The organism is Citrobacter sp. GW821-FHT02E08, assembly GCF_059421685.1.
Genome location: NZ_JBWKVL010000021.1, coordinates 33,576 through 55,175, shown reverse-complemented (window position 1 = coordinate 55,175; position 21,600 = coordinate 33,576). Strand labels below are relative to the sequence as shown.

Here is a 21,600-nt window from a genome sequence, read left to right as displayed (position 1 = left end):
CGTTCAACCTTTGACTACTGTAATAGTTCGGCAAATTTTGCTAACCATTGTGGATGTGCAGGCCAGGCGGGGGCGGTGACCAGATTGCCGTCAACATGTGCCTGGTCGATACCGATGTCAGCATACTGCCCGCCGCTGAGCCGGACTTCCGGCGCACAGGCCGGGTAGGCGCTACATGTGCGTCCTTTGAGTATTCCGGCGGCAGCCAACAATTGGGCGCCGTGGCAAACGGCGGCAATAGGTTTACCCGCCGCGTCAAACGCCTGCACCAGTTTGATGGCTTTATCATTTAAGCGCAGATATTCCGGCGCCCGCCCACCGGGGATCAACAGCGCGTCATAATTCTTTTCTTCCGCCGCCGCAAAGTCGGCGTTGAGCGTAAAACGGTGACCGGGTTTCTCGCTGTAGGTTTGGGCACCATCAAAATCATGAATCGCCGTCATGATATAGTCGCCTCTGGTTTTGTCAGGGCAGACCGCATCAACCTGATGACCAATCATCTGCAATGCCTGAAACGGTACCATGGTTTCGTAATCTTCAGCGTAATCACCCACCAGCATTAGAATTTTCTTGCCCATCCTCACCACCCCTGTATGAATAAAGATGTCTAAGATATAGCCTGGAGGACGCGGGAATGCGAACTACTGGGACCGAAGACTGGCATCATCGATATACAGCGTCTGGCTGGGAAACGCGAAATCAGCGCCGTGGCTCTGCACGATATCAATAATGTTCAAATAAACATCTTGCTGGACTGCGAGCCATTCTTTCCATACCGTGGTTTTGCTAAAACAATAGACCAGAATATTCAGTGATGAATCGCCGAACTCGTTGAGATAAACCAGCAGCGTCTGCTTTTGGTCAATATCAGGATGGTGTTGAAGCATACTTGTGACTGCCTGGACAATCTCGCGGACTTTACCGGCATCCTCATAACGTAACCCGATCACCGTTTTGATGCGTCTGTTGGTCATTCTGCCTGGGTTTTCTACGCTAATTGAAGAGAATATCGAGTTCGGAACGTACAGTGGACGGTGGTCGAAAGTATTAATTTTGGTGATCCGCCAGCCAATTTCAGCCACTGTGCCTTCGATGTTTCTGTCGGGAGAACGGATCCAGTCGCCGATGCTAAACGGTCTGTCGAAATAAAGCATGATGCCAGAAAAGAAGTTACTGAGAATATCTTTACCCGCCATCCCGACGGCGATACCGCCGATCCCGCCAAAGGTCAGCAGACCGGATAAACTCATGCCAAAATGTTCGCCGTACAGTAAAACGATCGAAATAATAATTGTGATCTTGATAATACGTGACACGATTCTGGCGCTGGTGACATCCCGGCCTTTATCGATCTGCGCTTTCTCAAATTGGTTGATCACTAAAAACAGTTTTATCGTCAGGATAAGCGCAATCAGTGAGGTGCAGATAAAGTCGATCACGCTGGCTGAAATGAACGTTAGCCTGTAGCTCTCGATGGCGTTATTGATGATGCAACCCATCGTACCGATGATAATCGCGTAAATAAAGAACTGGGCCGCGTGAAAAATAAAACCTTTCTGCCATTTTAATTTACGGTAAAGCCAAAATCGCATCATGACCAGTGCGGCGCTACAACTGAAAATCACTGCCAGATTGAATGAATTTTTTAAAATGAGATCCGCAGTCATAGGTATCGTTGTTGTTCCTGGAGGAGTATTTATGTATTACGGCCAATCTGAAAGGATGACATTTTATGCAGCATAGACGCATCGCGGATAATGGAATGGGCGAAAAAAATAGCGCATTTAGCGCTAATTGTAGAAGAATGCCGATAATGTGAACGTAATGTCACGGTTTCTCGGGCAGACAATCGCGTATTGTCATGGTATTGTTACGCGCAAGTAACAGGGTTTTCATCAGCAAAAGGACGATACTATGATCATGGCAACGCTGAAGACAGCAAAGGGGAAGAAGTTTCTGTTGTGCCTGCTGGGGGTATTTATCATCGCGGCGTCAGTGGTGACGCGAGCGACCATCGGAGGGGTGATAGAGCAATACGATATCCCGCTGTCTGACTGGACGACGTCAATGTATGCCATTCAATCTTCGATGATTTTCGTCTACAGCCTGGTCTTTACGATCTTGCTGGCGATTCCGTTGGGGATCTATTTCCTGGGCGGTGAGGATAAACACTGAGCAGAAAAAGGCCCGACGCATCGGCCGGGCCTTGATAGCAGGCCGGAAAGGGTGTTTACACCGCCATCCGGCATTTTCATTAGCTAATTAATCGTCTTCTTCGTCGTCCAGCTCAACCGGCGTCTGATACTGATCGGGTTTGATGACCAGCAGGTCACAGCGCAAATGGTCGATGACCTGTTCCGCCGTATTACCGAGGAACGCTGCGGAGAGCCCCGTGCGTCCGACCGTACCCAATACCACAATCCCCGCTTGCAGATGTTCTGCTAAATCAGGAATCACTTCTTCCGGCAGGCCTTTTTCAACGTGCGTGACATCCTCATTAATACTGAATTTCTGACGCAGCGCCTTCATCGCCAGCAGGTGCTGTCCGCGGATCGCATCGTTATAAACGCTCGGATCAAATTCAGGCAATTCAATGGCAATATTGATAGGCGTAACAGGATAAGCGCCAACCAAATGCACTTCGGTATGGTTGACCTGCGCTGCGAGTTGTATCGTCTCTTTGACCAGTTTTTCGTTCAACGCATTATGGTACGGTTCTTCACTTGCCAGATTTACCGCAACCAGTGCCTTGCCACCTTCTGGCCAGGGCTGATCTTTCACCATCCAGACCGGACTTGGACATTTCCGTAACAGATGCCAGTCAGTAGGGGTAAAGATGACGGCTTCCAGTCGGTCGTGCTGGTGCGCCATTTTCAGAACCAGGTCGTGCTTGTTACTGACGACTTCCTGGATAATCGCCTCAAAGGGACGGTTGTGCCAGACCACTTTAATATCAACAGGAATGCCTGCATCAATATAGTATTTTGCTTGTTCACGTATCCATGCTGTTCGCTGGCTGATGACGCCCTGACGCATTGCCGTGCGCTCATCAGGCGACAGCAGGGTAGTCATCTCATAGGAAAAGTCATAGATCGGCAGAAAGGCTTTGATTGTTCCACCAATCCGTTGATGCAAATAAACAGCTCGCCGTAATGCTGGTTGATCGTCCTGGTTCGGATCGATGACCACCAGCATGTTTTGATACATAGCCATACAGGGTCTCCTTACAACTGTCACCGCAGTTTGTATTTAAAAGAGTAACCCATATATGCTAATTGAAACAGGGAAGAACCTTCTGCCAGATCAATAAATCGGGGAAATCTACCGATTTGACAGAAGGATAACTGACACGTTTGCGAAATGATTAGGCAACGTTACGCGTATGACCCGCCAGAACTGCCAGCGCATCGCTGTTTTCGATCGTAATGTATTTACCTTTGACCGCCAGCATGCCGCTTTTCTGAAAACGCCCCAGCAGACGGCTAATGGTTTCAACCGTTAACCCAAGGTAATTACCGATATCGCCACGCGTCATGGTCAGGCGGAATTCACGCGGTGAGAAACCACGTTGCGCAAACCGGCGAGACAGATTGTAGATAAAGGCAGCCAGACGTTCTTCCGCATTTTTCTTCGACAATAACAGGATCATATCCTGATCGCCTTTGATCTCGCCACTCATCAGACGCATCATCTGTTGACGCAGATTCGGCATTTTGCCCGACAGGTCATCCAGCGTCTCGAACGGGATTTCGCATACCATTGAGGTTTCCAGCGCCTGGGCAAAACTCGGGTGATGACCGGTACCAATGGCGTCAAAACCGACCAGATCCCCTGCAAGATGAAAACCGGTGATCTGCTCATCGCCTTGTTCGGTGATGGTGTAGCTTTTAATCGTGCCGGAACGGATAGCATAGAGTGACTTCAGCTCATCACCTGCTTTGAACAGCGTCTGGCCTTTTTGAATAGGCTTTTTACGCTCGATGATATTATCAAGCTGGTCAAGCTCATGCTCGTTAAGTGTGAACGGGATGCAAAGCTGGCTGATGCTGCAATCCTGGCAATGGATAGCACAACCGCCAGACTGAATGCGCCGTATAATTCGCTTTTCCGGGATCATAGGTCTGCTCAAGCCGTAATTGATATTTGTCAATTTTAACATCTTTTTGGTGAGCACGTAAGTCTGAGCTACTCCCAATAGGGGATAATTCAGACATAAGTGGAGTGAATATTTATATCTCTTTGAAAAACATTAAAATATCTGCAGTTACTTTACAGTAAACTGTGAAGTAGATGGCACGAATTGCCTGGATTTTAAAGTAGCAGGTAACCTTCATGGCGCAGTAGCCACTCTTTTCGCTGCACGCCGCCGGCATACCCGGTCATCGTGCCATTACGTCCAATGACGCGGTGGCAGGGCACAACAATGCTGACGGGATTCGCGCCATTGGCGGCACCGACAGCGCGTGCGGCGCCAGGACGACCTAACTGTTCGGCTAAATGACCGTAATGCATGACATGGCCGCACGGAATGGACCGTAGCGCCCGCCACACCTCACGTTGAAAATCGGTGCCGCCGGTGGCGGTTTCCAGCGTATCGATAATGCTGAGATTGCCCTCAAAATAGTCAGCGAGTTTATCGCTCAGGCCGCCGGGATTTTTGGCGACAACACGCTCGTACCCTTCGCTGCGGTAGTGAATATCCAGCAATTGCTCCATACGCTCGCTGTGCTGCTCCCACTCGATAGCGCGCAGGCGAAATTGTTCATCGCAAATCACCCACAGCGGCCCCAGCCGGGTCGCAATGTTGTCTTGAAGTAATTTCAGCATCCGTTTCCCTTATTCTGAACGGGGATATCACCGACACGGTCGGTAAAAAAGACAAGATATCATGCGACGATGATCGCCATCTATACCCTAAAAAGAGAAGGTGGGGTCGCTCTGCGCCCCACACTGCGGTGCATCCAGACCTGTTATTGGAAACAACTGTAAAGCGTTGTCGGCATAATACCGTGCGGTTATGATAGTACAGAGGCTAAAGCTGGAGGATGAATCATGAACCTTGACGACACATCGCTATTTCTTGACGCCATGGAGGATGTCCAGCCGCTAAAGAGTTGCACGGATATACACTGGCAGCCCACGCGTAATCAGCGCGCCCCGCAGCGTCTGGATACGCTCCAGCTTGATAATTTTCTCACCACCGGTTTTTTGGATGTTATCCCGCTCAGTCAGCCACTGGAATTTCGCCGGGAAGGTTTGCAGCAAGGGGTAACCGACAAACTGCGTTTAGGTAAGTACAGCCAGCAGGCGAGTCTGAATTTGTTGCGCCAACCGGTTGAAGAGTGCCGCAAGATGCTGTTCAGTTTCATTTTACAGGCACTGCAGGACGGCTTACGTAATGTACTGATTATCCACGGTAAAGGACGGGAAGACAGTTCACATGCTAATGTTGTTCGCAGCTATGTCGCCCGATGGCTGACAGAATTCGACGATGTACAGGCCTATTGTTCGGCGTTACCGCATCATGGCGGTAGCGGTGCATGCTATGTTGCGCTGCGCAAAACCGCGCAGGCGAAACAAGAAAACTGGGAACGTCACGCCAAACGCAGCCGCTAGTATTATCACGGTAAAAATGCGCCTGCGCCGCCAGGGGCGGGCCGCAACGTCAGGACAGAATAACCAGCGTCTTCCAAGACGCATCAACAGTTTCACGCGAAGTCAGGCGGCGAGTACCCTGTTACGTCCGTCATTTTTGGCTTTGTATAGCGCATCGTCCACGCGTTTAAACAGCTCATCGATACTTTCATTCTGTTCATGTCGCGCCACACCAATACTGACCGTAAAACGCGGTAAGCCAGCGATACTGATTTTGGCGACACTGGCGCGCAGGGTTTCGGCAATGGTCATTGCCGTATCCAGTGGTGTTCGCGGCAACAGCAACACAAACTCCTCGCCCCCCCAGCGAAAAACCAGATCGCCTTTACGGGCATGGGCTTCAAGCGTGCGTGAAAGGGCACACAACACCTCATCGCCTTTCAGATGGCCATAAAGATCGTTGATGCTCTTAAAGCGATCGGTGTCGATCAGCAGCAAACTGTAATCCTGTGTCAGCGCTAAATGGGGCGTCTGGCTCTGCTCGGTAAGCTGGTAAAACTGCCTTCGGTTCAATAAACCGGTGAGCTCGTCATGCATTGCAGCTCGCTCCAGTTCCTGCTCAAGCCGCTTTTGTTCGGTGATGTCGTGGATGATGCACAACATCAGCCGTTCGCCGTAGATTTCGATTGGGCCGGCATACGTTTGTACATGACGGGTGGAGCCGTCAGCCAGTTTGTGCACGAAATTGAGCGGCTTATGCCCTCCGGGCAGGCGCGCGACTTCATGCATAACAGGCAACACATGACGGCCTAATTCATTAATTTCCCACGTATGCTTTTGGCATATCACCTCGTGGCTGTAGCCGTAGAAGTTCATGGCCGCCAGGTTTGCATCCACAATCAGCCCCTCACGTGAAGGATCGATAAGCAGCATGGGCGCGGTGTTTGTCTGGAAAAAACGGGCATAGAAGCCCTGTTTCTTGCGTTGATAGTTTGCCGAACGGCTAGCCTTGAGTCCCTGAACCGCCTGCACTTCGAACCCCTCAAAGACAATCACATCGTCCTCAGTTGCGAGTGTTTTGATGGAAAGTCGGCAGGTCAGCGCATTTTCCTGACCATGAGAATTCACTGTCAGGATTTCGACAATATCCCGCTTATTTCGTAGGTCAGTGATATACATGGACAATTCAATTTGCGCATGTGCCGAAAATAACCCTTTTCGCAGTTGGCTGAATGTATTTTCCTGCATCAGTTCCCGCGCTGCGGTATTGGCAAATACCAGCGCTTCTTTATGTGGTGAGACAATCCAAACAGGAACGGTTAATAAATCAAGGGCATTGAATTCGTGTGCAATCATCGATAATCCTGTTATCTTCACATGCTGTGCAGCCAATTATTGGCAGATCATTTTTATCATCAATCTCTTACAGCGAAATAGTTTGCTGCGGAGTTAATGGGGACACAGCTTTCAACTGCTTTACGATACTGTCTCTTTGGATCAATTCTGGGATTCTATTCGCTGGAATCGGTTTTGCAAACAAAAAACCTTGCAGAACGCCGCAGCCCATGCGGGTTAACAGCATTTCTTGCTCAGGGGTCTCGATACCTTCAGCGACCACGCGCATATTCATGGAATGCGCAATGTCGATAATAGTAGACACTATTTTCATATTCTTGCTGTTTTCAGCGAGATCTTTAATAAATACCCTGTCAATTTTTAACTCACGGGCCGGAAGTGATTTTAACATCAACATATTTGAATAACCGGTCCCGAAATCATCAATAGAAACGATGATCCCTGCTTCAGAAAATGTATTCAATATTTCCACGCTGCGCGTTAAATTTTTAAAGGCAACACTTTCAGTGATTTCCAGCGTTAATTGCGTCGGCGAGAGGTGATAACGTTTCAGCGACTTAGAAACAATGTCGACGATATCATGTTGCTCAAATTGGGTAGGGGAAAGATTGATGGCCAGTGACCATTCTGGGTGCCCTTGTTGTTTCCACTGATGAAGCTGGAAACAGGCTTGCTGAATCACCCAGTTTCCTACCGGGATGATAAGCCCTGTATCTTCCAGCGCTTGCAGGAATACACCCGGCAACAGCAGTCCTTGTTCAGGATGCCGCCAGCGAAGTAGGGCCTCAAAACCGGTGAGAGCATGGTCCCCGGCCGTGTATTTAGGCTGAAACCACAACTCAAATTGCTGTTGCTCGAGCGCCAGAGGGAGGCCCTGCAGGATCCCTGCCGCGGAGGCCACAAGGGCCTCCATTTCAGGCGTATAAATCGCCCAGCCATTTCTGCCTTTCTGCTTAACATGATACATGGCCACGTCGGCTTTCACTTTGAGGTCGTGCAGCGTGGAACCATGTTCAGGATAAAAACTGCTCCCGGCGCTCAGCGAGACACGAATCATGTGCCCGGAGAGCGAGAAGGGGGTATTGATTTCCCCGGCAATCCGCGTCAGTAAGGAGGATAGCGATGCTTTCGTGCTCCCCGGCACGAGCAGAATAAACTCGTCCCCACCCAGTCGGGCTAGCGTCATCGTGTCGTCGAGGCATTTTTGGATCCGCTGTGCACTGGCAATCAGTAGCTGATCGCCAATGTGATGGCCCCATGTATCATTCACCATTTTGAACCGGTCTAAATCGATAAACACCAGGGCAAAATGTTGCTGGTGCAGGGCACAATGGTGCAGACAATCTTGCAGGCACATATCGATTTGTGTGCGGTTAGCAAGACCGGTGAGGGCATCAAACTGGGTTTGGTATTCAAGACGGGAATTTAACTGATGTAAATTGTCTGCCAGTCGCGAGGTTCGCAACTGCGAATCGACCATCGAAATAATCAGCATAATACCCAGAATCATCAGCGTAATGGCAGAAACCCAGACCGACAACTCGACCGTATTGATGCCGGTGTGCTGTGTATGCGCATAATGCGTAAATGTGGCTGCCCCCATGCCTGTGTAATGCATCGCACAAATCGCCAGCGCCATCACCAGCGCGGCGATAAGACGATTGATGAGTACTCTGCGGGAATGTTGTCGTAGATGAAATGCCAGCCATAATCCGGCGCCGGAGGCGAGCACGGCAATCACGACGGAGAGCAAAATGAGGCTCGCATCCCAGATAATCGCGGAATGCTCCTGAATGGCGGCCATCCCGACATAATGCATACTCACCACGCCAGAACTCAAAATTCCTGTCGCCACCACGAGCCTTTTCCCTGAAAGCGTATCGCCGGAAATGGCGATAGTGATAGCCAGCGTGGCGGCCACCAGGGCGATCAGCAACGATAACGCGGTGAGGAGAAAATGATAATTCATTGGCATGCTCATTTTCATCGCCAGCATCCCGATGAAATGCATTGACCAGATGCCCATGCCAAGTGTCGCTCCACCAGAAAAACGCCAGAAAGCCGAACCACGACGACTGGAGATCGCCACTTTACCTGCACTGTCGAGGGCAACGAAAGAAGCGATAAAAGCGACTAAAAACGAAATGCCAATCAGAACGGGGTCCCAGGCAACGTGCAACATCTGGCTCTCCATTGAGAGAATATCGTGCAGATAAATCTAGCAGTAATTTGTGTCACCGACCTGGCAAAACACGCCACGAATAACATTTTTTTCACATAGAACAACCACATTACACTCACTAAACCGGTAGAAAACACGGATCCAGAGGGGATGCACAAGCGAAGGGATCCCTGCTGGCGAGTTGAGCGATATTTCTGAATCATTTCAGCACAATGTGATAATGAGATATTGCTTAACATGCGCCGAAGGCTAGACTATCGGTGAGAATGAATGACTGTGGAGGCGTTGTGGAAGCCATTAAGGGATCGGAAGTTAACGTACCGGATGCTGTCTTTGCCTGGCTGCTGGACGGCAATGGCGGCGTGAAGCCGTTAGAAGATAACGACATTATTGACAACGCACACCCCTGCTGGCTGCATCTTAATTATACCCATCCTGACAGCGCGCAGTGGCTGGCGACCACGCCGTTACTGCCCAATAGTGTGCGCAACGCGCTGGCGGGCGAAAGCATGCGTCCAAGAGTGAGCCGGATGGGGGAAGGGACGTTAATCACATTACGCTGCATCAACGGCAATACCGACGAACGCCCCGACCAACTGGTTGCGATGCGTCTCTATATGGATGAGCGTCTGATTGTCTCCACCCGGCAGCGTAAAGTTCTGGCGCTGGATGATGTGGTGAGCGATCTGCAGGAAGGCACTGGCCCAGAAGATTGCGGCCGCTGGCTGGTGGATGTTTGCGACGCATTAACCGACCACGCCAGCGAGTTCATTGAACAGCTTCACGATAAAATTATCGACCTGGAAGACAACCTTCTCGATCAGCAAATTCCACCACGAGGTTTTATGGCGTTGCTGCGTAAACAGCTGATTGTGATGCGCCGATACATGGCGCCGCAGCGAGACGTTTACGCGCGGTTATCCAGCGAACGCCTGCCGTGGATGAATGACGATCAGCGTCGTCGGATGCAGGACATTGCCGATCGCCTGGGAAGAGGGCTGGATGAGATTGACGCGTGCATCGCGCGCACAGGCATTATGGCCGATGAAATTGCGCAGGTGATGCAGGAATCACTGTCTCGCAGAACCTATACCATGTCATTGATGGCAATGGTTTTCTTGCCAAGCACATTTTTGACCGGTTTGTTCGGTGTTAACCTTGGCGGAATACCCGGAGGGGGGTGGCGATTTGGGTTTTCCCTGTTTTGCATTCTGTTAGTGGTGCTGATTAGCGGTGTTACTTTATGGTTGCATCGCAGTAAATGGTTGTAACATCAACGATTTTTTGCCCTGTGTGAGTGTAAAAACGCCGTATAGTTTGAGCGAAGTCAATAAACCATCTACCTATTCGGGGCAATATCTCTCTCGCAGGTGAATGCAACGTCAAGCGATGGGCGTTGCGCTCCATATTGTCTTACTTCCTTTTTTGAATTACTGCATAGCACAATTGATTCGTACGACGCCGACTTAGATTAGTCGGCTTTTTTTTGCCTGCGGGACTACCCTAAAAGTGTCAGCCTCAACGACCGGAGGGTAACATGAACCGCTTTTTAACCCTACTGCACCTACAAACGCGTCAGCCGGAACCCCTGCCAACCGATCCGATACCGATGCCCGACCCCATTCCTCGTCCGCAGCCCATGCCCGATCCGCCGCCAGATGAAGAACCGATTAAAATGTCGCATCGTAAGCTGAGATCTGCGAGGATACGCGCCTGCTGATTACCAGCCATTTACGACGAGATTTTATTGTGACCGCTTTTTCAACCCTGAATGTTTTGCCCACCGCTCAACTCGAGAATCTTAACGAGTTGGGTTACCTTGAGATGACGCCGGTACAGGCTGCCGCGCTGCCAGCCATTCTGTCCGGGCGTGATGTCCGCGTGCAGGCAAAAACCGGCAGTGGTAAGACGGCCGCATTTGGCCTTGGGCTTTTGCAGCATATTGATGCGGGTCTGTTCCAGACGCAATCCCTGGTGCTTTGCCCCACCCGCGAACTGGCCGATCAGGTCGCGGGAGAGTTGCGTCGTCTGGCCCGTTTTCTGCCCAACACCAAAATTTTAACGCTCTGCGGTGGGCAGCCTTTCGGCGCTCAACGTGATTCTCTCCAGCATGCGCCGCATATCATTGTGGCAACGCCAGGGCGCTTACTCGATCACCTGCAAAAAGGCACCGTTTCGCTGGATGCCCTGAATACTCTGGTGATGGACGAAGCCGATCGTATGCTCGATATGGGATTCAGCGACGCCATTGACGAGGTGATCCGTTTTGCCCCCGCCTCACGCCAGACGTTGTTGTTTTCTGCCACCTGGCCTGACGCTATCGCCGCCATCAGTGGGCGGGTTCAGCGGGACCCTCTCACCATCGAAATCGACTCTGTCGACGCACTTCCCGCGATTGAGCAACAATTTTTTGAAACCTCTTCGCACGGCAAAATTTCGCTGCTGCAAAAATTGCTCAGCCAGCATCAGCCAGCATCCTGCGTGGTGTTCTGTAACACCAAAAAAGATTGCCAGTCAGTTTGCGATGCGCTGAATGCCGCAGGGCAAAGCGCGCTGGCATTGCACGGCGATCTTGAACAGCGCGATCGTGACCAGACGTTGGTTCGCTTTGCAAACGGCAGCGCCCGCGTGCTGGTAGCAACTGATGTCGCCGCCCGTGGTCTTGATATCAAATCGCTGGAGCTGGTGGTCAACTTCGAACTGGCATGGGATCCGGAAGTTCACGTACACCGTATTGGTCGTACCGCCCGTGCGGGTAACAGCGGGCTGGCCATTAGCTTTTGCGCGCCGGAAGAAGCACAACGCGCGAATATTTTGTCCGAAATGCTACAGCTTAAACTCAACTGGCTGGTGACGCCGGGAAGCAGCCCGATTGTACCCCTGGAGGCTGAGATGGCGACGCTGTGTATCGACGGCGGCAAAAAAGCCAAAATGCGTCCTGGCGATGTGCTGGGGGCGTTGACCGGTGATATGGGTCTGGATGGCGCCGACATTGGCAAGATTACCGTGCATCCGGCGCATGTCTACGTGGCGGTTCGCCAGTCGGTCGCGCACAAAGCGTGGAAACAATTGCAAAACGGCAAGATTAAAGGCAAGAATTGCCGGGTTCGTTTGTTGAAATAAGCGTTAAGAGGGCGTCTCAGGTATCACACCTGAGACGCTGAAAGATCACTTCACTTCGACGACATTCAGTCGTAATTCATCCAGTTGGTTTTCGTCTTCTTCTGGCTGCCAGCCTGCGGGTTGCAGCGGAATTTCTTCGCGGTCAAACGCCAGATCGCCACCGTCCACGACGTCGGAACCGTGCTTGATCCCTTTGAAGTCAAACAGATTGATATCGCTCAGGTGAGAAGGGACCACATTTTGCATTGCGCTGAACATGGTTTCAATTCGCCCTGGGTAACGTTTATCCCAGTCGCGCAGCATGTCGGCAATCACCTGACGTTGCAGATTAGGCTGTGAGCCGCAAAGGTTACACGGAATAATCGGGTAACCTTTGGCCTGCGCAAAACGTTCAATGTCTTTTTCGCGGCAATAGGCCAGCGGGCGAATGACAATGTGTTTACCATCATCGCTCATCAGCTTCGGTGGCATACCTTTCATTTTGCCGCCGTAGAACATATTCAAAAACAGTGTCTGCAGAATGTCGTCACGATGGTGACCAAGCGCAATCTTTGTCGCGCCAAGTTCAGTCGCCGTGCGATAAAGAATCCCGCGGCGCAGACGTGAGCAGAGGGAACAGGTCGTTTTACCTTCCGGGATTTTCTCTTTTACGATCCCGTAAGTGTTTTCTTCGACAATTTTATACTCTACACCTAACTGCTCGAGGTACTCCGGCAGAATATGCTCCGGGAAACCCGGTTGCTTCTGATCAAGGTTAACGGCAACCAGGGAAAAACTGATCGGCGCGCTTTGCTGCAAATTACGCAGAATTTCCAGCATGGTGTAGCTGTCTTTCCCGCCGGAAAGGCACACCATAATACGGTCGCCGTCTTCAATCATGTTGAAGTCAGCAATCGCTTCGCCCACGTTACGACGCAAACGTTTTTGTAATTTGTTCAGGTTGTATTGTTCTTTCTTTGTTACTTCTTGATTTTCTTGCATTATTTACTGTCTCAGACACCAAAAGCGGGCGCGTTATTATGCCCATCTGGTTAGTGATAAATGACGGGTTAGCTCCGGCTGGCAAAAGCCAACAGGCAAAAGTATGTCGCGTATGGTACGGATTACGGCGACGAATGTCAGCACGTTTTATAGCAACGTTCTATCTTGCACCAAGGCGACTGCGCGCCGTGTAGGGCTTTGCCTTTACCTGTGTTCTCAGCGCATCAAATATGCTGATAACGGGTCTTTTCAATATTTATTGATTAATCACACTTTTTTCCTGAAAGCAGGCTATTTTTACGATTCAGGAAAGCTATAAAAAATATCCCAAACTGGAAAGCCATTATGCGAGCAACGCTGGTCTCCTTACTCTGTGGTTTCGTGTTTTTTATTGTCGGTGTTACGGCGCTGAACTGGCAACTCTGGCGCGCGGCATATACAGACAGAGTACAGGAAGCAAAACTGTCGGTATCCCTGGCAGACAGTATGGTGGATGAGGCCATAAAAGCGGTTAGCGTTGTTCGTCCGCTGACGGCCGGTTCCTGTACTACCGATGCACAACGGATATTGAATCGCGAAGCGGCAATGGGACCACATTTACGTTATGTCGTTCTGATCCGTAATCACGAAGTATGGTGTTCCTCACTGCTGGGGAGTCAGACCCAAAAAATTCACGAAGATAAATCGACGGCGGCCAGTCTTACGCTCTATCCAGGCGATGAAATCACCGGGGGAACCCCAGTGCTCTTTTATCTGGCGCCGGGCATTTCTGGTTATGTGGGGGCGAGTATTGGGTTTGTACATCTCAACACCGCGCTGAAGACCGCGTCAAACCGAATACAGCTTACCCTCGTGGTAGGTAATAAAATGTTAGATTACAATGATGTTGTCAGACCTTTCACGTCAGTTCGGCAGGACAAGGCGCATCAGCAATCGTTGCGTTATCCTTTCAGAATTGAATACGACCCACCGCCATTTTTTAGTCTGGGACGTTTGATCTCCCAGGGCGGTTTTCTTACCGCTATCCTTGCGATCATGTCGCTAATCACCGGGTGGATACTCCATCGTTACCTGAGTAAATATACGACCCCTGAAGAGAACTTGCGCCGGGCCATCGACAAAGGAGAGATCGTCCCTTTTTATCAACCGGTGGTGAATGGGGCGAGTGGAAAAATTGACGGTTTCGAAATACTGGCTCGCTGGAAGCACCCTGAAGCGGGCTTTATACCGCCTGACGTTTTTATTCCTCTAGCAGAAAAGACCGGTCTGATTATCGAACTGACACATAAGCTCATGATGCGGGTTATTGAGGATCTTACTCCGGTGATGCCGCACTTACCGGAAGGTTTGCATATTGGTATCAATATCAGTGCGGCGCATGGGCAAAGCGAAGTGCTGGAGTATGACTGCTTGCATTTACTGGATGCATTGTCCGCCAAAAAAATCACGCTGGTACTGGAAGTGACAGAGCGGGAACCGATGGCCTTGACGCCGAAAACCCTCTCGATGTTTGCTCGTCTGCGTAGCCATGGTGTACTGGTGGCGCTGGATGATTTTGGTACCGGCTATTCTGGCATTTCTTATCTCAACGAATTTCCTGTTGATTTCATTAAGATTGATAAAAGCTTTGTGCGACGGATCAGCAACTCCCCGGATTCAACTCTGTTGGTTGACTGCGTTATTGATATGGCGAAAAAGCTGTCGTTAAAAATCATCGCAGAAGGCGTTGAAACGCAGCATCAGGCTGACTACTTGAATTCAAAAGGGATTCATTTTTTACAGGGGTATTATTTCTGGCGTCCAGTGCCTTTTTATCGACTGGCGCCCGCGCTGTTATTTGGCTTTCACCGGATTTCTTTGTAACGAAAATCGCTTAAAAGCCCGCAACGCCGTTGCGGGCTGCCATGTTTAGCGAACAACCAGCACGGAACACTCCGCGTGACGCACCACGGCGGCGGCGTTGGAGCCAAGCAGATACGTGGTGATATCCGGGCGATGCGAGGCAATAATCACCATCTCGGCCGGTAACTTTTTCGCCATTTCCAGTATTTTATCTTTCGGAGAGCCTTCCTCAACATGCAGGTGCACTCTGTCTCTGGGGATAGTGAACTTCCTGGTAATGTCTTCCAGCTGAGATTTTGCTTCGGCTTTCAGATCGTCCATCGCGGGTAACTCAGCCGAATAAGCCAGACCTAACGAGGCGTAGTAGGGCAGTGACGGGATCACGGTCAAAAAATGGACCTGTGCATCGTCAATTTTTGCCTCCGCTTCGACATGGGCAATTACGCGTTGAGTTAATTCTGAATCTGAAATATCGATAGGGACAAGAATCATTCTGCTCATAAAATCTCCTGTTTAAGTATCCGCCTGGATTCTACCCCCTAATGGCACTTTATGTATAATGACGGGAGTCACATTTTGTGTCATTTCAATTTCCGTTCCGGGAATTTTCCTTTGATAACGCCGTCATAAAATCGCCCTTTCGAGACAACGCTAAGAAAATTATGAAATATACGGGCGGGAACATCATGGTATTGCAGAACGGCATCAGTGTGATGAAAAAGAATTTCCAGCGTGCGGGATGTTTCATCATAACCGACGGATGCAATGCGCGATGATTTTACAGGATGATGGTGCATGGCAGGCGTCCTTTATGACAGGTTCTTATGCCAGCTATCATCTATCAGGCAGGGATTTTTACGCAACAGATATATTGTTTTAGCAGAAATAAAACAGTGTTATGAAGGGCAGGGAAGGGAGAGTAGCCCGCTGTTTCCAGCGGGCCGGTAGACTTAGAACTGGTAAATCAGACCCAGTGCTACGATGTCGTCAGTGGCGATGCCGTTGTCAGCATAGAAGCTGTCGTCTTCGTCCAGCAGGTTGATTTTGTAATCAATAAAGGTGGACATGTTTTTGTTGAAGTAGTAACTCAGGCCGATTTCAGCATAATTTACCAGATCCTGGTCACCGTCGGTGCCCAGATCCTTGCCTTTAGACATCAGGTAAGAAATGTTCGGACGCAGACCGAAGTCGAACTGGTACTGAGCAGTCACTTCAAAGTTCTGTGTTTTGTCGGCGATGGTGTTGTAGCTGTCACCATACGGGGTCATGTTACGGGTTTCGGAGTACATTGCAGCAAAATAGATGTTGTTCGCATCGTATTTACCACCGACAGTCCATGCGTCAGCTTTGTCGCCGCCTGCAGTAGAGAATTCAACCTGCTCGTTAGTACGGTCAGAAGAGGTATACGCCGCACCCAGCGTTACACCCATACCGAAGTCGTAAGAGGTGGAGATACCGAAACCGTCACCGTTGGAGTTTTTGATATTACGTTTGTCGTTACCGTTACCAGTACCTTCCTGGATCTCCTGGCCATTTTCGTCAGTAACCTGGCTTTCGTTAGCGCCCTGGAACTGCAATGCGAAGCTCAGGCCGTCAACCATACCGAACATGTTGTTGTTACGGTAAGTGGCAACGCCGTTGGCACGGCCGGTCATGAAGTTATCCGCTTTGGTGTAAGAGTCGCCACCGAATTCTGGCAGCATATCCACCCAGCCTTCTACGTCGTACATTACGCCGTAGTTACGTCCGTAGTCGAATGAACCGTAGTCACCGAATTTCAGACCCGCGAAACCCAGACGGGTGAAGTTGTTGCCGTGGTCGCTTTCAGTGGTGTTGGTGTTAACCTGGTATTCCCACTGACCGAAGCCGATCAGTTCGTCATTGATCTGAGTTTCGCCTTTGAAACCCATACGCATATACGACTGGTCGCCATCACTGCTGGCGTCGTCAGACATGTAGTGCAGACCGACTACTTTACCGTAAAGATCTAATTTGTTGCCGTTGCTGTTATAAACTTCAGCGGCGTGGGTAGCACCTGCGGCTAACATGGCAGGAATAACGAGGGCCAGTACTTTTCTTTTCATCGAAATAATCCTTTAGTTTTTTTTAATTACCTGTGACTACCCATATGAGGGAGTGAAAGCATGCTAAATGAGAAGTTCCGTAAATCGATAAGTATGAATTGTTACGTGTTAAGTAAAATCTTAAATAAATAATTCAGTTGAAATGGTGATAATTTTCGTGAATGTATTGGTGTGATATATACAAAATAAAAATTATACAAGCGAAACTTGTTGCGATATTCTGCGCGGGTTATATGCCTTTATTGTCACTTTTTGCTTTTTTCGTTGGCCATTGCGATGGGTATTTATTTCCCAGCGAATAAATTGACAAGCCCGAACGATTGTTCGGGCTTTTTTTTATCTGAAAGCTAATTTTTTACTTTCAGGATCACTCCGTATCACTCTTTTCTGCCTTCCCGGCTAATTGGGCAAGGAAGTCATAGCGTTTTTGCAGATCCGCTGCGGCATCTTTCCACAACTGCTCGGCCACTTCCGGCTGTTGGGTATTCAGGCGACGGAAGCGCTGCTCGTTGAGCAACGTCTCGGCCAGCGCGTCTGACGGCGGGCGAGAATCCAACGCCAGCGGTCGTTTACCTTCATCGGCCCGACGTGGGTCAAAGCGATACAGTGGCCAGAAGCCGGTCGCGGTTAGCTGACGCATCTGCTCGTGACTTAACGCCAGGTCGTAGCCATGCTCTTCGCAGGGGCTGTAGGCAATGATCAGCGACGGTCCCGGATAAGATTCGGCTTCCTGAATCGCCTTCACCGTCTGGTTCAGTTGCGCGCCCAATGAAATCTGTGCGACATAAACATGACCGTACATCATCATACTGACGCCCAAATCTTTACGTGCCTTACGTTTCCCGTGCTCGCCAAATTTAGTCACTGCGCCCAGAGGTGTCGCTTTTGACGCTTGCCCACCGGTATTGGAGTAACACTGGGTATCCAGCACCAGAATATTGACGTTTTCGGTCAGACTTAATACATGGTCAAGACCGCCAAAGCCAATATCATAGGCCCATCCGTCACCGCCGATAAGCCAGATCGATTTTTCTACCAGCGCATCGGCATCGGTTAACAGCTCACGCGCAGCGTCTACATCTTTAAGATGCAGGCGTAAAGCGGCGACCTGTTCGCGGCGCACTTCCGGCGTTGCATCGGCATGCAGCGCATCATTTAATTCTGCGGGGATCTGCTCTGCAAACTGTTCCAGCAGGCGCAAAACGCGTACCCGGTGTTGATCCACCGTCAGACGGAAGCCCAGGCCAAACTCGGCGTTGTCTTCAAACAATGAGTTCGCCCATGCAGGCCCGCGACCATGAATGTCGGTGGTGTAAGGCGTTGAGGGCAGGTTGCCGCCATAGATTGAAGAACAACCGGTGGCGTTGGCGATCAACATTCTGTCGCCGTACAACTGCGTCAGCAGTTTGATATACGGCGTCTCACCGCAGCCGGAACAGGCGCCGGAATACTCGAACAGCGGTGTAATCAACTGCGAGGTACGGATATCGATACGTTCCAGTTTGCTGCGATCAATCTCCGGCAGGCTGAGGAAGAAGTCATAATTTATTTTCTCCTCTTCAACGTGCTCAAGGCGCGACATCATGTTGATGGCCTTGATATCCGGATTTTGACGATCTTTCGCCGGGCAAACTTCAACACACAAATTACACCCGGTGCAGTCTTCAGGCGCAACCTGCAGAACGTATTTCTGACCGCGCATATCGCGTGATTTCACATCCAGCGAATGCAGACTGGCCGGCGCGTTTTCCAGGGCCTCAGGTGACACCACTTTGGCGCGGATGGCCGAGTGAGGGCAGGCGGCGACGCAGTGGTTACACTGGGTACACAGCTCTTCTTTCCAGATGGGGATCTCTTCCGCGATGTTGCGTTTTTCCCAACGGGTGGTGCCCATCGGCCAGGTGCCGTCCGGCGGCAGCGCGGAAACGGGCAGGGCATCGCCAAGACCGGCGAGCATCGCGGCGGTGACCGTTTTCACAAAATCAGGCGCAGCGTCGGAAACGACCGGAGGACGATTTGCGCTGTGCGGATCCACAGCCTGTAGAGGAACTTCGGCGACCGACTCACGGGCCAGCGCCAAAGCCTGCCAGTTACGCTCCACCAGATCCTGACCTTTGCTGCTGTAGCTTTTCGCAATCGCGCCCTGCAACTCTGCCAGCGCACTGTCGCCCGGTAAAATTTGCGTCAGATGGAAGAACGCCATCTGCATGACGGTGTTGATACGTGCAGCCAGACCGCATTCACGGGCAATTTTGACGGCATTGATCACGTAAAAGCGGGCTTTTTTCTGGTTAAGAACCGCCTGCACTTCCTGCGGTAGCCGCGACCACACCTCATCGGCGTGGTAGGGGGTGTTAAGCAGGAAAATACCGCCCGGTTTCAGACGCTCTGCCATTTGATATTTATCGATAAACTGCACCTGGTGACAGCCGACGAAATCCGCCTGGGACACCAGATATGCAGAGCGGATCGGCTGCTCGCTCACCCGCAGATGCGAAACGGTCAGGCCACCCGCTTTTTTGGAGTCGTAGACAAAATACCCCTGCGCATACCACGGCGTTGAGTTACCGATAATCTTGATATTATTTTTGGTTGCTGAAACGCTACCGTCGCTGCCTAAACCATAAAACAGCGCTTCGAGTTTTGCGCTGCCGGGAAGGGTGTTTTCAGGCAAGTGAAGTGACAGATTGGTCACATCATCATAAATACCTACCGTAAAACGCGGTTTCGGTTTAGCGCTGTTCAGTTCGTTAAAGACGGCCAGTACACAGTCCGGGCCAAACTCTTTTGAAGAGAGACCATAACGGCCACCGATGACGCGCGGTAAGGTTTCGCGCTCACCGGCATTGAAGGCTTCGGCCAGGGCCGTCATGACATCCAGATACAACGGTTCCGCCTGCGCGCCAGGTTCTTTGGTGCGATCCAGCACGGCAACGACACGTGCGGATTCCGGTAAAGCCTGCAGTAAATGGCGAGCGGAGAAGGGGCGATACAGGCGGACTTTCAGCACGCCGACTTTTTCGCCGCGTGTAAGCAACTCATCCACGACCTCTTCACAGGTGCCGATCGCGGAGCCCATCAGAATGATGACGCGTTCGGCCTGCGGGTGACCGTAGTACTCAAACGGTTTGTACTGACGCCCGGTGGCGGCGGCGAAGTCATCCATCGCCTGTTCAACGTGGTCGTAAACGGCGTTATACCACGGGTTGGTCGCCTCGCGAGACTGGAAATAAGTGTCCGGGTTGGCTGACGTACCACGGATCACCGGATGCTCCGGGTTCAGTGCGCGGGCGCGGTGCGCATCAATTTCAGCCTGCGGCATCAGGTTGAGGATCGTGTCATCGGCCAGCGGGACAATTTTATTGATCTCATGTGAGGTACGGAAACCATCAAAGAAATGAATAAACGGCACGCGGCTTTTCAGGGTAGCAATGTGCGAAATCAGCGCAAAATCCTGGGCTTCCTGAACGCTGCTGGCACACAGTAGGGCGCAACCGGTCTGGCGAACGGCCATCACGTCGGAATGGTCGCCGAAAATAGACAGCGCGTGTGTAGCGAGGGTTCGGGCAGCAACATGGAGGACAAACGGGGTAAGCTGACCCGCCAGTTTGTACAGCGTCGGGATCATCAGCAGCAGACCCTGCGAGGACGTAAACGAGGTAGACAATGCCCCGGTCTGTAATGCGCCGTGAACAGTGGCGATTGCGCCGCCTTCCGACTGCATTTCTACGACGCGCGGGATGTCCCCCCACACGTTTTTAAGCCCGTCTCCGGCCCAGGCATCTGCCAGCTCAGCCATTGTCGAACTTGGCGTAATCGGGTAGATGGCGATAACTTCACTGGTACGGAATGCGACTGAAGCAACCGCGCCATTACCGTCAATAGTAATCATATGACACCCTTACATTGCGCAAAATAAAGGGACGCGCGAAACATCGGCGAGTCCTGTAGTTATCCTCTAATTTTAGCAAACTCCGTCGGGCCGCATTTTCGCTTTTGTGTCCATGCATTAAAAAGAATGAAGTGTTTGATCAAACAGACGCGAAAAAAATTGCCAGAAAATGTAACCAGGGCGCATAAATGCGCACATTGCCTCTCGACGCCGCAGATTCCGCTGCCTATTATTTATGGCGGTGTTGTCCTGGGTAAATTTTTAGAGGGGAGAGAAATGCGCGCAGCATTTTTGGTGGGGTGTGCCGCCTTATTATTGTCGGCCTGCAGTAGTGAACCTGTTCAGCAGGCAACGGCAGCGCATGTGACGCCCGGTTTAAGAGCGGCAATGTCCAGCTCTGGTGAGGCTGGCTGCGCCATGATTGGCGGTTCGCTCTCAGTAGCTCGCCAGCTTGATGGTTCGGCCATCGGCATGTGCGCATTACCCAACGGCAAACGCTGTAGTGAACAGTCGCTCGCCGCCGGGAGCTGCGGCAGCTATTAATC

Annotated in this window: 19 protein-coding genes and 1 pseudogene; 7 read left to right on the top strand and 13 right to left on the bottom strand. The window is 50.9% G+C overall.

The window, feature by feature from the left end; translation table 11 throughout:
• Positions 1-14 precede the first annotated feature (14 nt).
• Positions 15-578 carry a DJ-1/PfpI family protein gene (locus AC07UY_RS20500; RefSeq protein ID WP_494660555.1) on the bottom strand — a complete coding sequence of 188 codons (564 nt, stop codon included), beginning with the start codon at positions 576-578 and terminating at the stop codon, positions 15-17.
• A 63-nt stretch (positions 579-641) separates the two neighbouring features.
• Positions 642-1,667 carry a mechanosensitive ion channel family protein gene (locus AC07UY_RS20495; RefSeq protein WP_494701833.1) on the bottom strand — a complete coding sequence of 342 codons (1,026 nt, stop codon included), beginning with the start codon at positions 1,665-1,667 and terminating at the stop codon, positions 642-644.
• A 247-nt stretch (positions 1,668-1,914) separates the two neighbouring features.
• Between AC07UY_RS20495 and AC07UY_RS20490 the strand changes: the two genes are divergently transcribed.
• Positions 1,915-2,175, top strand: a complete 261-nt coding sequence (locus tag AC07UY_RS20490; protein ID WP_494701834.1) for a DUF2534 family protein — start codon at positions 1,915-1,917, stop codon at positions 2,173-2,175.
• 87 nt (positions 2,176-2,262) lie between these two features.
• Here the strand turns inward: AC07UY_RS20490 and uspE are convergent, their stop codons facing one another.
• From uspE to ogt, 3 genes are all read right to left on the bottom strand, one after another.
• Positions 2,263-3,213: a universal stress protein UspE gene (gene uspE / locus AC07UY_RS20485; protein ID WP_494660552.1), complete on the bottom strand. Its 951-nt coding sequence runs from the start codon at positions 3,211-3,213 to the stop codon at positions 2,263-2,265.
• Between the two features lie 151 nt (positions 3,214-3,364).
• Complete coding sequence (fnr, locus tag AC07UY_RS20480; RefSeq protein ID WP_015964308.1) at positions 3,365-4,117, bottom strand: fumarate/nitrate reduction transcriptional regulator Fnr; 753 nt, start codon at positions 4,115-4,117, stop codon at positions 3,365-3,367.
• A gap of 194 nt (positions 4,118-4,311) precedes the next feature.
• Positions 4,312-4,827 carry a methylated-DNA--[protein]-cysteine S-methyltransferase gene (gene ogt / locus AC07UY_RS20475; protein ID WP_494701835.1) on the bottom strand — a complete coding sequence of 172 codons (516 nt, stop codon included), beginning with the start codon at positions 4,825-4,827 and terminating at the stop codon, positions 4,312-4,314.
• Positions 4,828-5,052: 225 nt separating this feature from the next.
• On the opposite strand from ogt, the gene smrA reads away from it, so the two are divergent.
• Complete coding sequence (gene smrA, locus AC07UY_RS20470; protein WP_494660551.1) at positions 5,053-5,616, top strand: DNA endonuclease SmrA; 564 nt, start codon at positions 5,053-5,055, stop codon at positions 5,614-5,616.
• Between the two features lie 102 nt (positions 5,617-5,718).
• On the opposite strand, the gene AC07UY_RS20465 is transcribed toward smrA, so the two are convergent.
• The gene (locus AC07UY_RS20465) at positions 5,719-6,951 is read right to left on the bottom strand and encodes a GGDEF domain-containing protein (RefSeq protein ID WP_494660550.1); all 1,233 of its coding nucleotides are present in this window, start codon (positions 6,949-6,951) and stop codon (positions 5,719-5,721) included.
• 67 nt (positions 6,952-7,018) lie between these two features.
• The gene (locus tag AC07UY_RS20460; protein WP_494660549.1) at positions 7,019-9,133 is read right to left on the bottom strand and encodes a putative bifunctional diguanylate cyclase/phosphodiesterase; all 2,115 of its coding nucleotides are present in this window, start codon (positions 9,131-9,133) and stop codon (positions 7,019-7,021) included.
• 287 nt (positions 9,134-9,420) lie between these two features.
• On the opposite strand from AC07UY_RS20460, the gene zntB reads away from it, so the two are divergent.
• From zntB to dbpA, 3 genes are all read left to right on the top strand, one after another.
• Positions 9,421-10,404, top strand: coding sequence for a zinc transporter ZntB (zntB, locus tag AC07UY_RS20455; RefSeq protein WP_494660548.1), 984 nt, complete (start codon positions 9,421-9,423; stop codon positions 10,402-10,404).
• Positions 10,405-10,670: 266 nt separating this feature from the next.
• Positions 10,671-10,853, top strand: coding sequence for a proline-rich small protein YnaL (gene ynaL / locus AC07UY_RS20450; RefSeq protein ID WP_203361083.1), 183 nt, complete (start codon positions 10,671-10,673; stop codon positions 10,851-10,853).
• 29 nt (positions 10,854-10,882) lie between these two features.
• Positions 10,883-12,256, top strand: a complete 1,374-nt coding sequence (dbpA, locus tag AC07UY_RS20445) for an ATP-dependent RNA helicase DbpA (protein ID WP_494701836.1) — start codon at positions 10,883-10,885, stop codon at positions 12,254-12,256.
• A gap of 45 nt (positions 12,257-12,301) precedes the next feature.
• Here the strand turns inward: dbpA and ttcA are convergent, their stop codons facing one another.
• Together ttcA and AC07UY_RS20435 are read right to left on the bottom strand one after the other, a co-directional pair.
• Entirely contained in the window at positions 12,302-13,237 is a 936-nt protein-coding gene (gene ttcA / locus AC07UY_RS20440; RefSeq protein ID WP_203361085.1) for a tRNA 2-thiocytidine(32) synthetase TtcA, read from the bottom strand.
• Between the two features lie 40 nt (positions 13,238-13,277).
• Positions 13,278-13,442, bottom strand: a pseudogene (locus AC07UY_RS20435) (site-specific integrase); the annotation flags it as partial.
• Positions 13,443-13,582: 140 nt separating this feature from the next.
• Between AC07UY_RS20435 and AC07UY_RS20430 the strand changes: the two are divergent.
• Positions 13,583-15,100: an EAL domain-containing protein gene (locus AC07UY_RS20430; protein ID WP_494701837.1), complete on the top strand. Its 1,518-nt coding sequence runs from the start codon at positions 13,583-13,585 to the stop codon at positions 15,098-15,100.
• Between the two features lie 45 nt (positions 15,101-15,145).
• On the opposite strand, the gene uspF is transcribed toward AC07UY_RS20430, so the two are convergent.
• The 4 genes from uspF to nifJ all read right to left on the bottom strand — a co-directional run bounded on the left by uspF (position 15,146) and on the right by nifJ (position 21,055).
• Positions 15,146-15,580 carry a universal stress protein UspF gene (uspF, locus tag AC07UY_RS20425; protein WP_494701838.1) on the bottom strand — a complete coding sequence of 145 codons (435 nt, stop codon included), beginning with the start codon at positions 15,578-15,580 and terminating at the stop codon, positions 15,146-15,148.
• A gap of 80 nt (positions 15,581-15,660) precedes the next feature.
• A complete protein-coding gene (locus AC07UY_RS20420) occupies positions 15,661-15,876 on the bottom strand; it encodes a KTSC domain-containing protein (RefSeq protein WP_494701839.1) in 216 nt (71 codons plus the stop codon).
• 153 nt (positions 15,877-16,029) lie between these two features.
• Positions 16,030-17,163: a porin OmpC gene (gene ompC / locus AC07UY_RS20415; RefSeq protein ID WP_494660545.1), complete on the bottom strand. Its 1,134-nt coding sequence runs from the start codon at positions 17,161-17,163 to the stop codon at positions 16,030-16,032.
• 367 nt (positions 17,164-17,530) lie between these two features.
• Positions 17,531-21,055, bottom strand: coding sequence for a pyruvate:ferredoxin (flavodoxin) oxidoreductase (gene nifJ, locus AC07UY_RS20410; protein WP_494701840.1), 3,525 nt, complete (start codon positions 21,053-21,055; stop codon positions 17,531-17,533).
• A 276-nt stretch (positions 21,056-21,331) separates the two neighbouring features.
• Here nifJ and AC07UY_RS20405 point away from each other — a divergent pair, with 276 nt between their 5' ends.
• Positions 21,332-21,598: a putative hemolysin gene (locus AC07UY_RS20405; RefSeq protein WP_494701841.1), complete on the top strand. Its 267-nt coding sequence runs from the start codon at positions 21,332-21,334 to the stop codon at positions 21,596-21,598.
• Positions 21,599-21,600 lie beyond the last annotated feature (2 nt).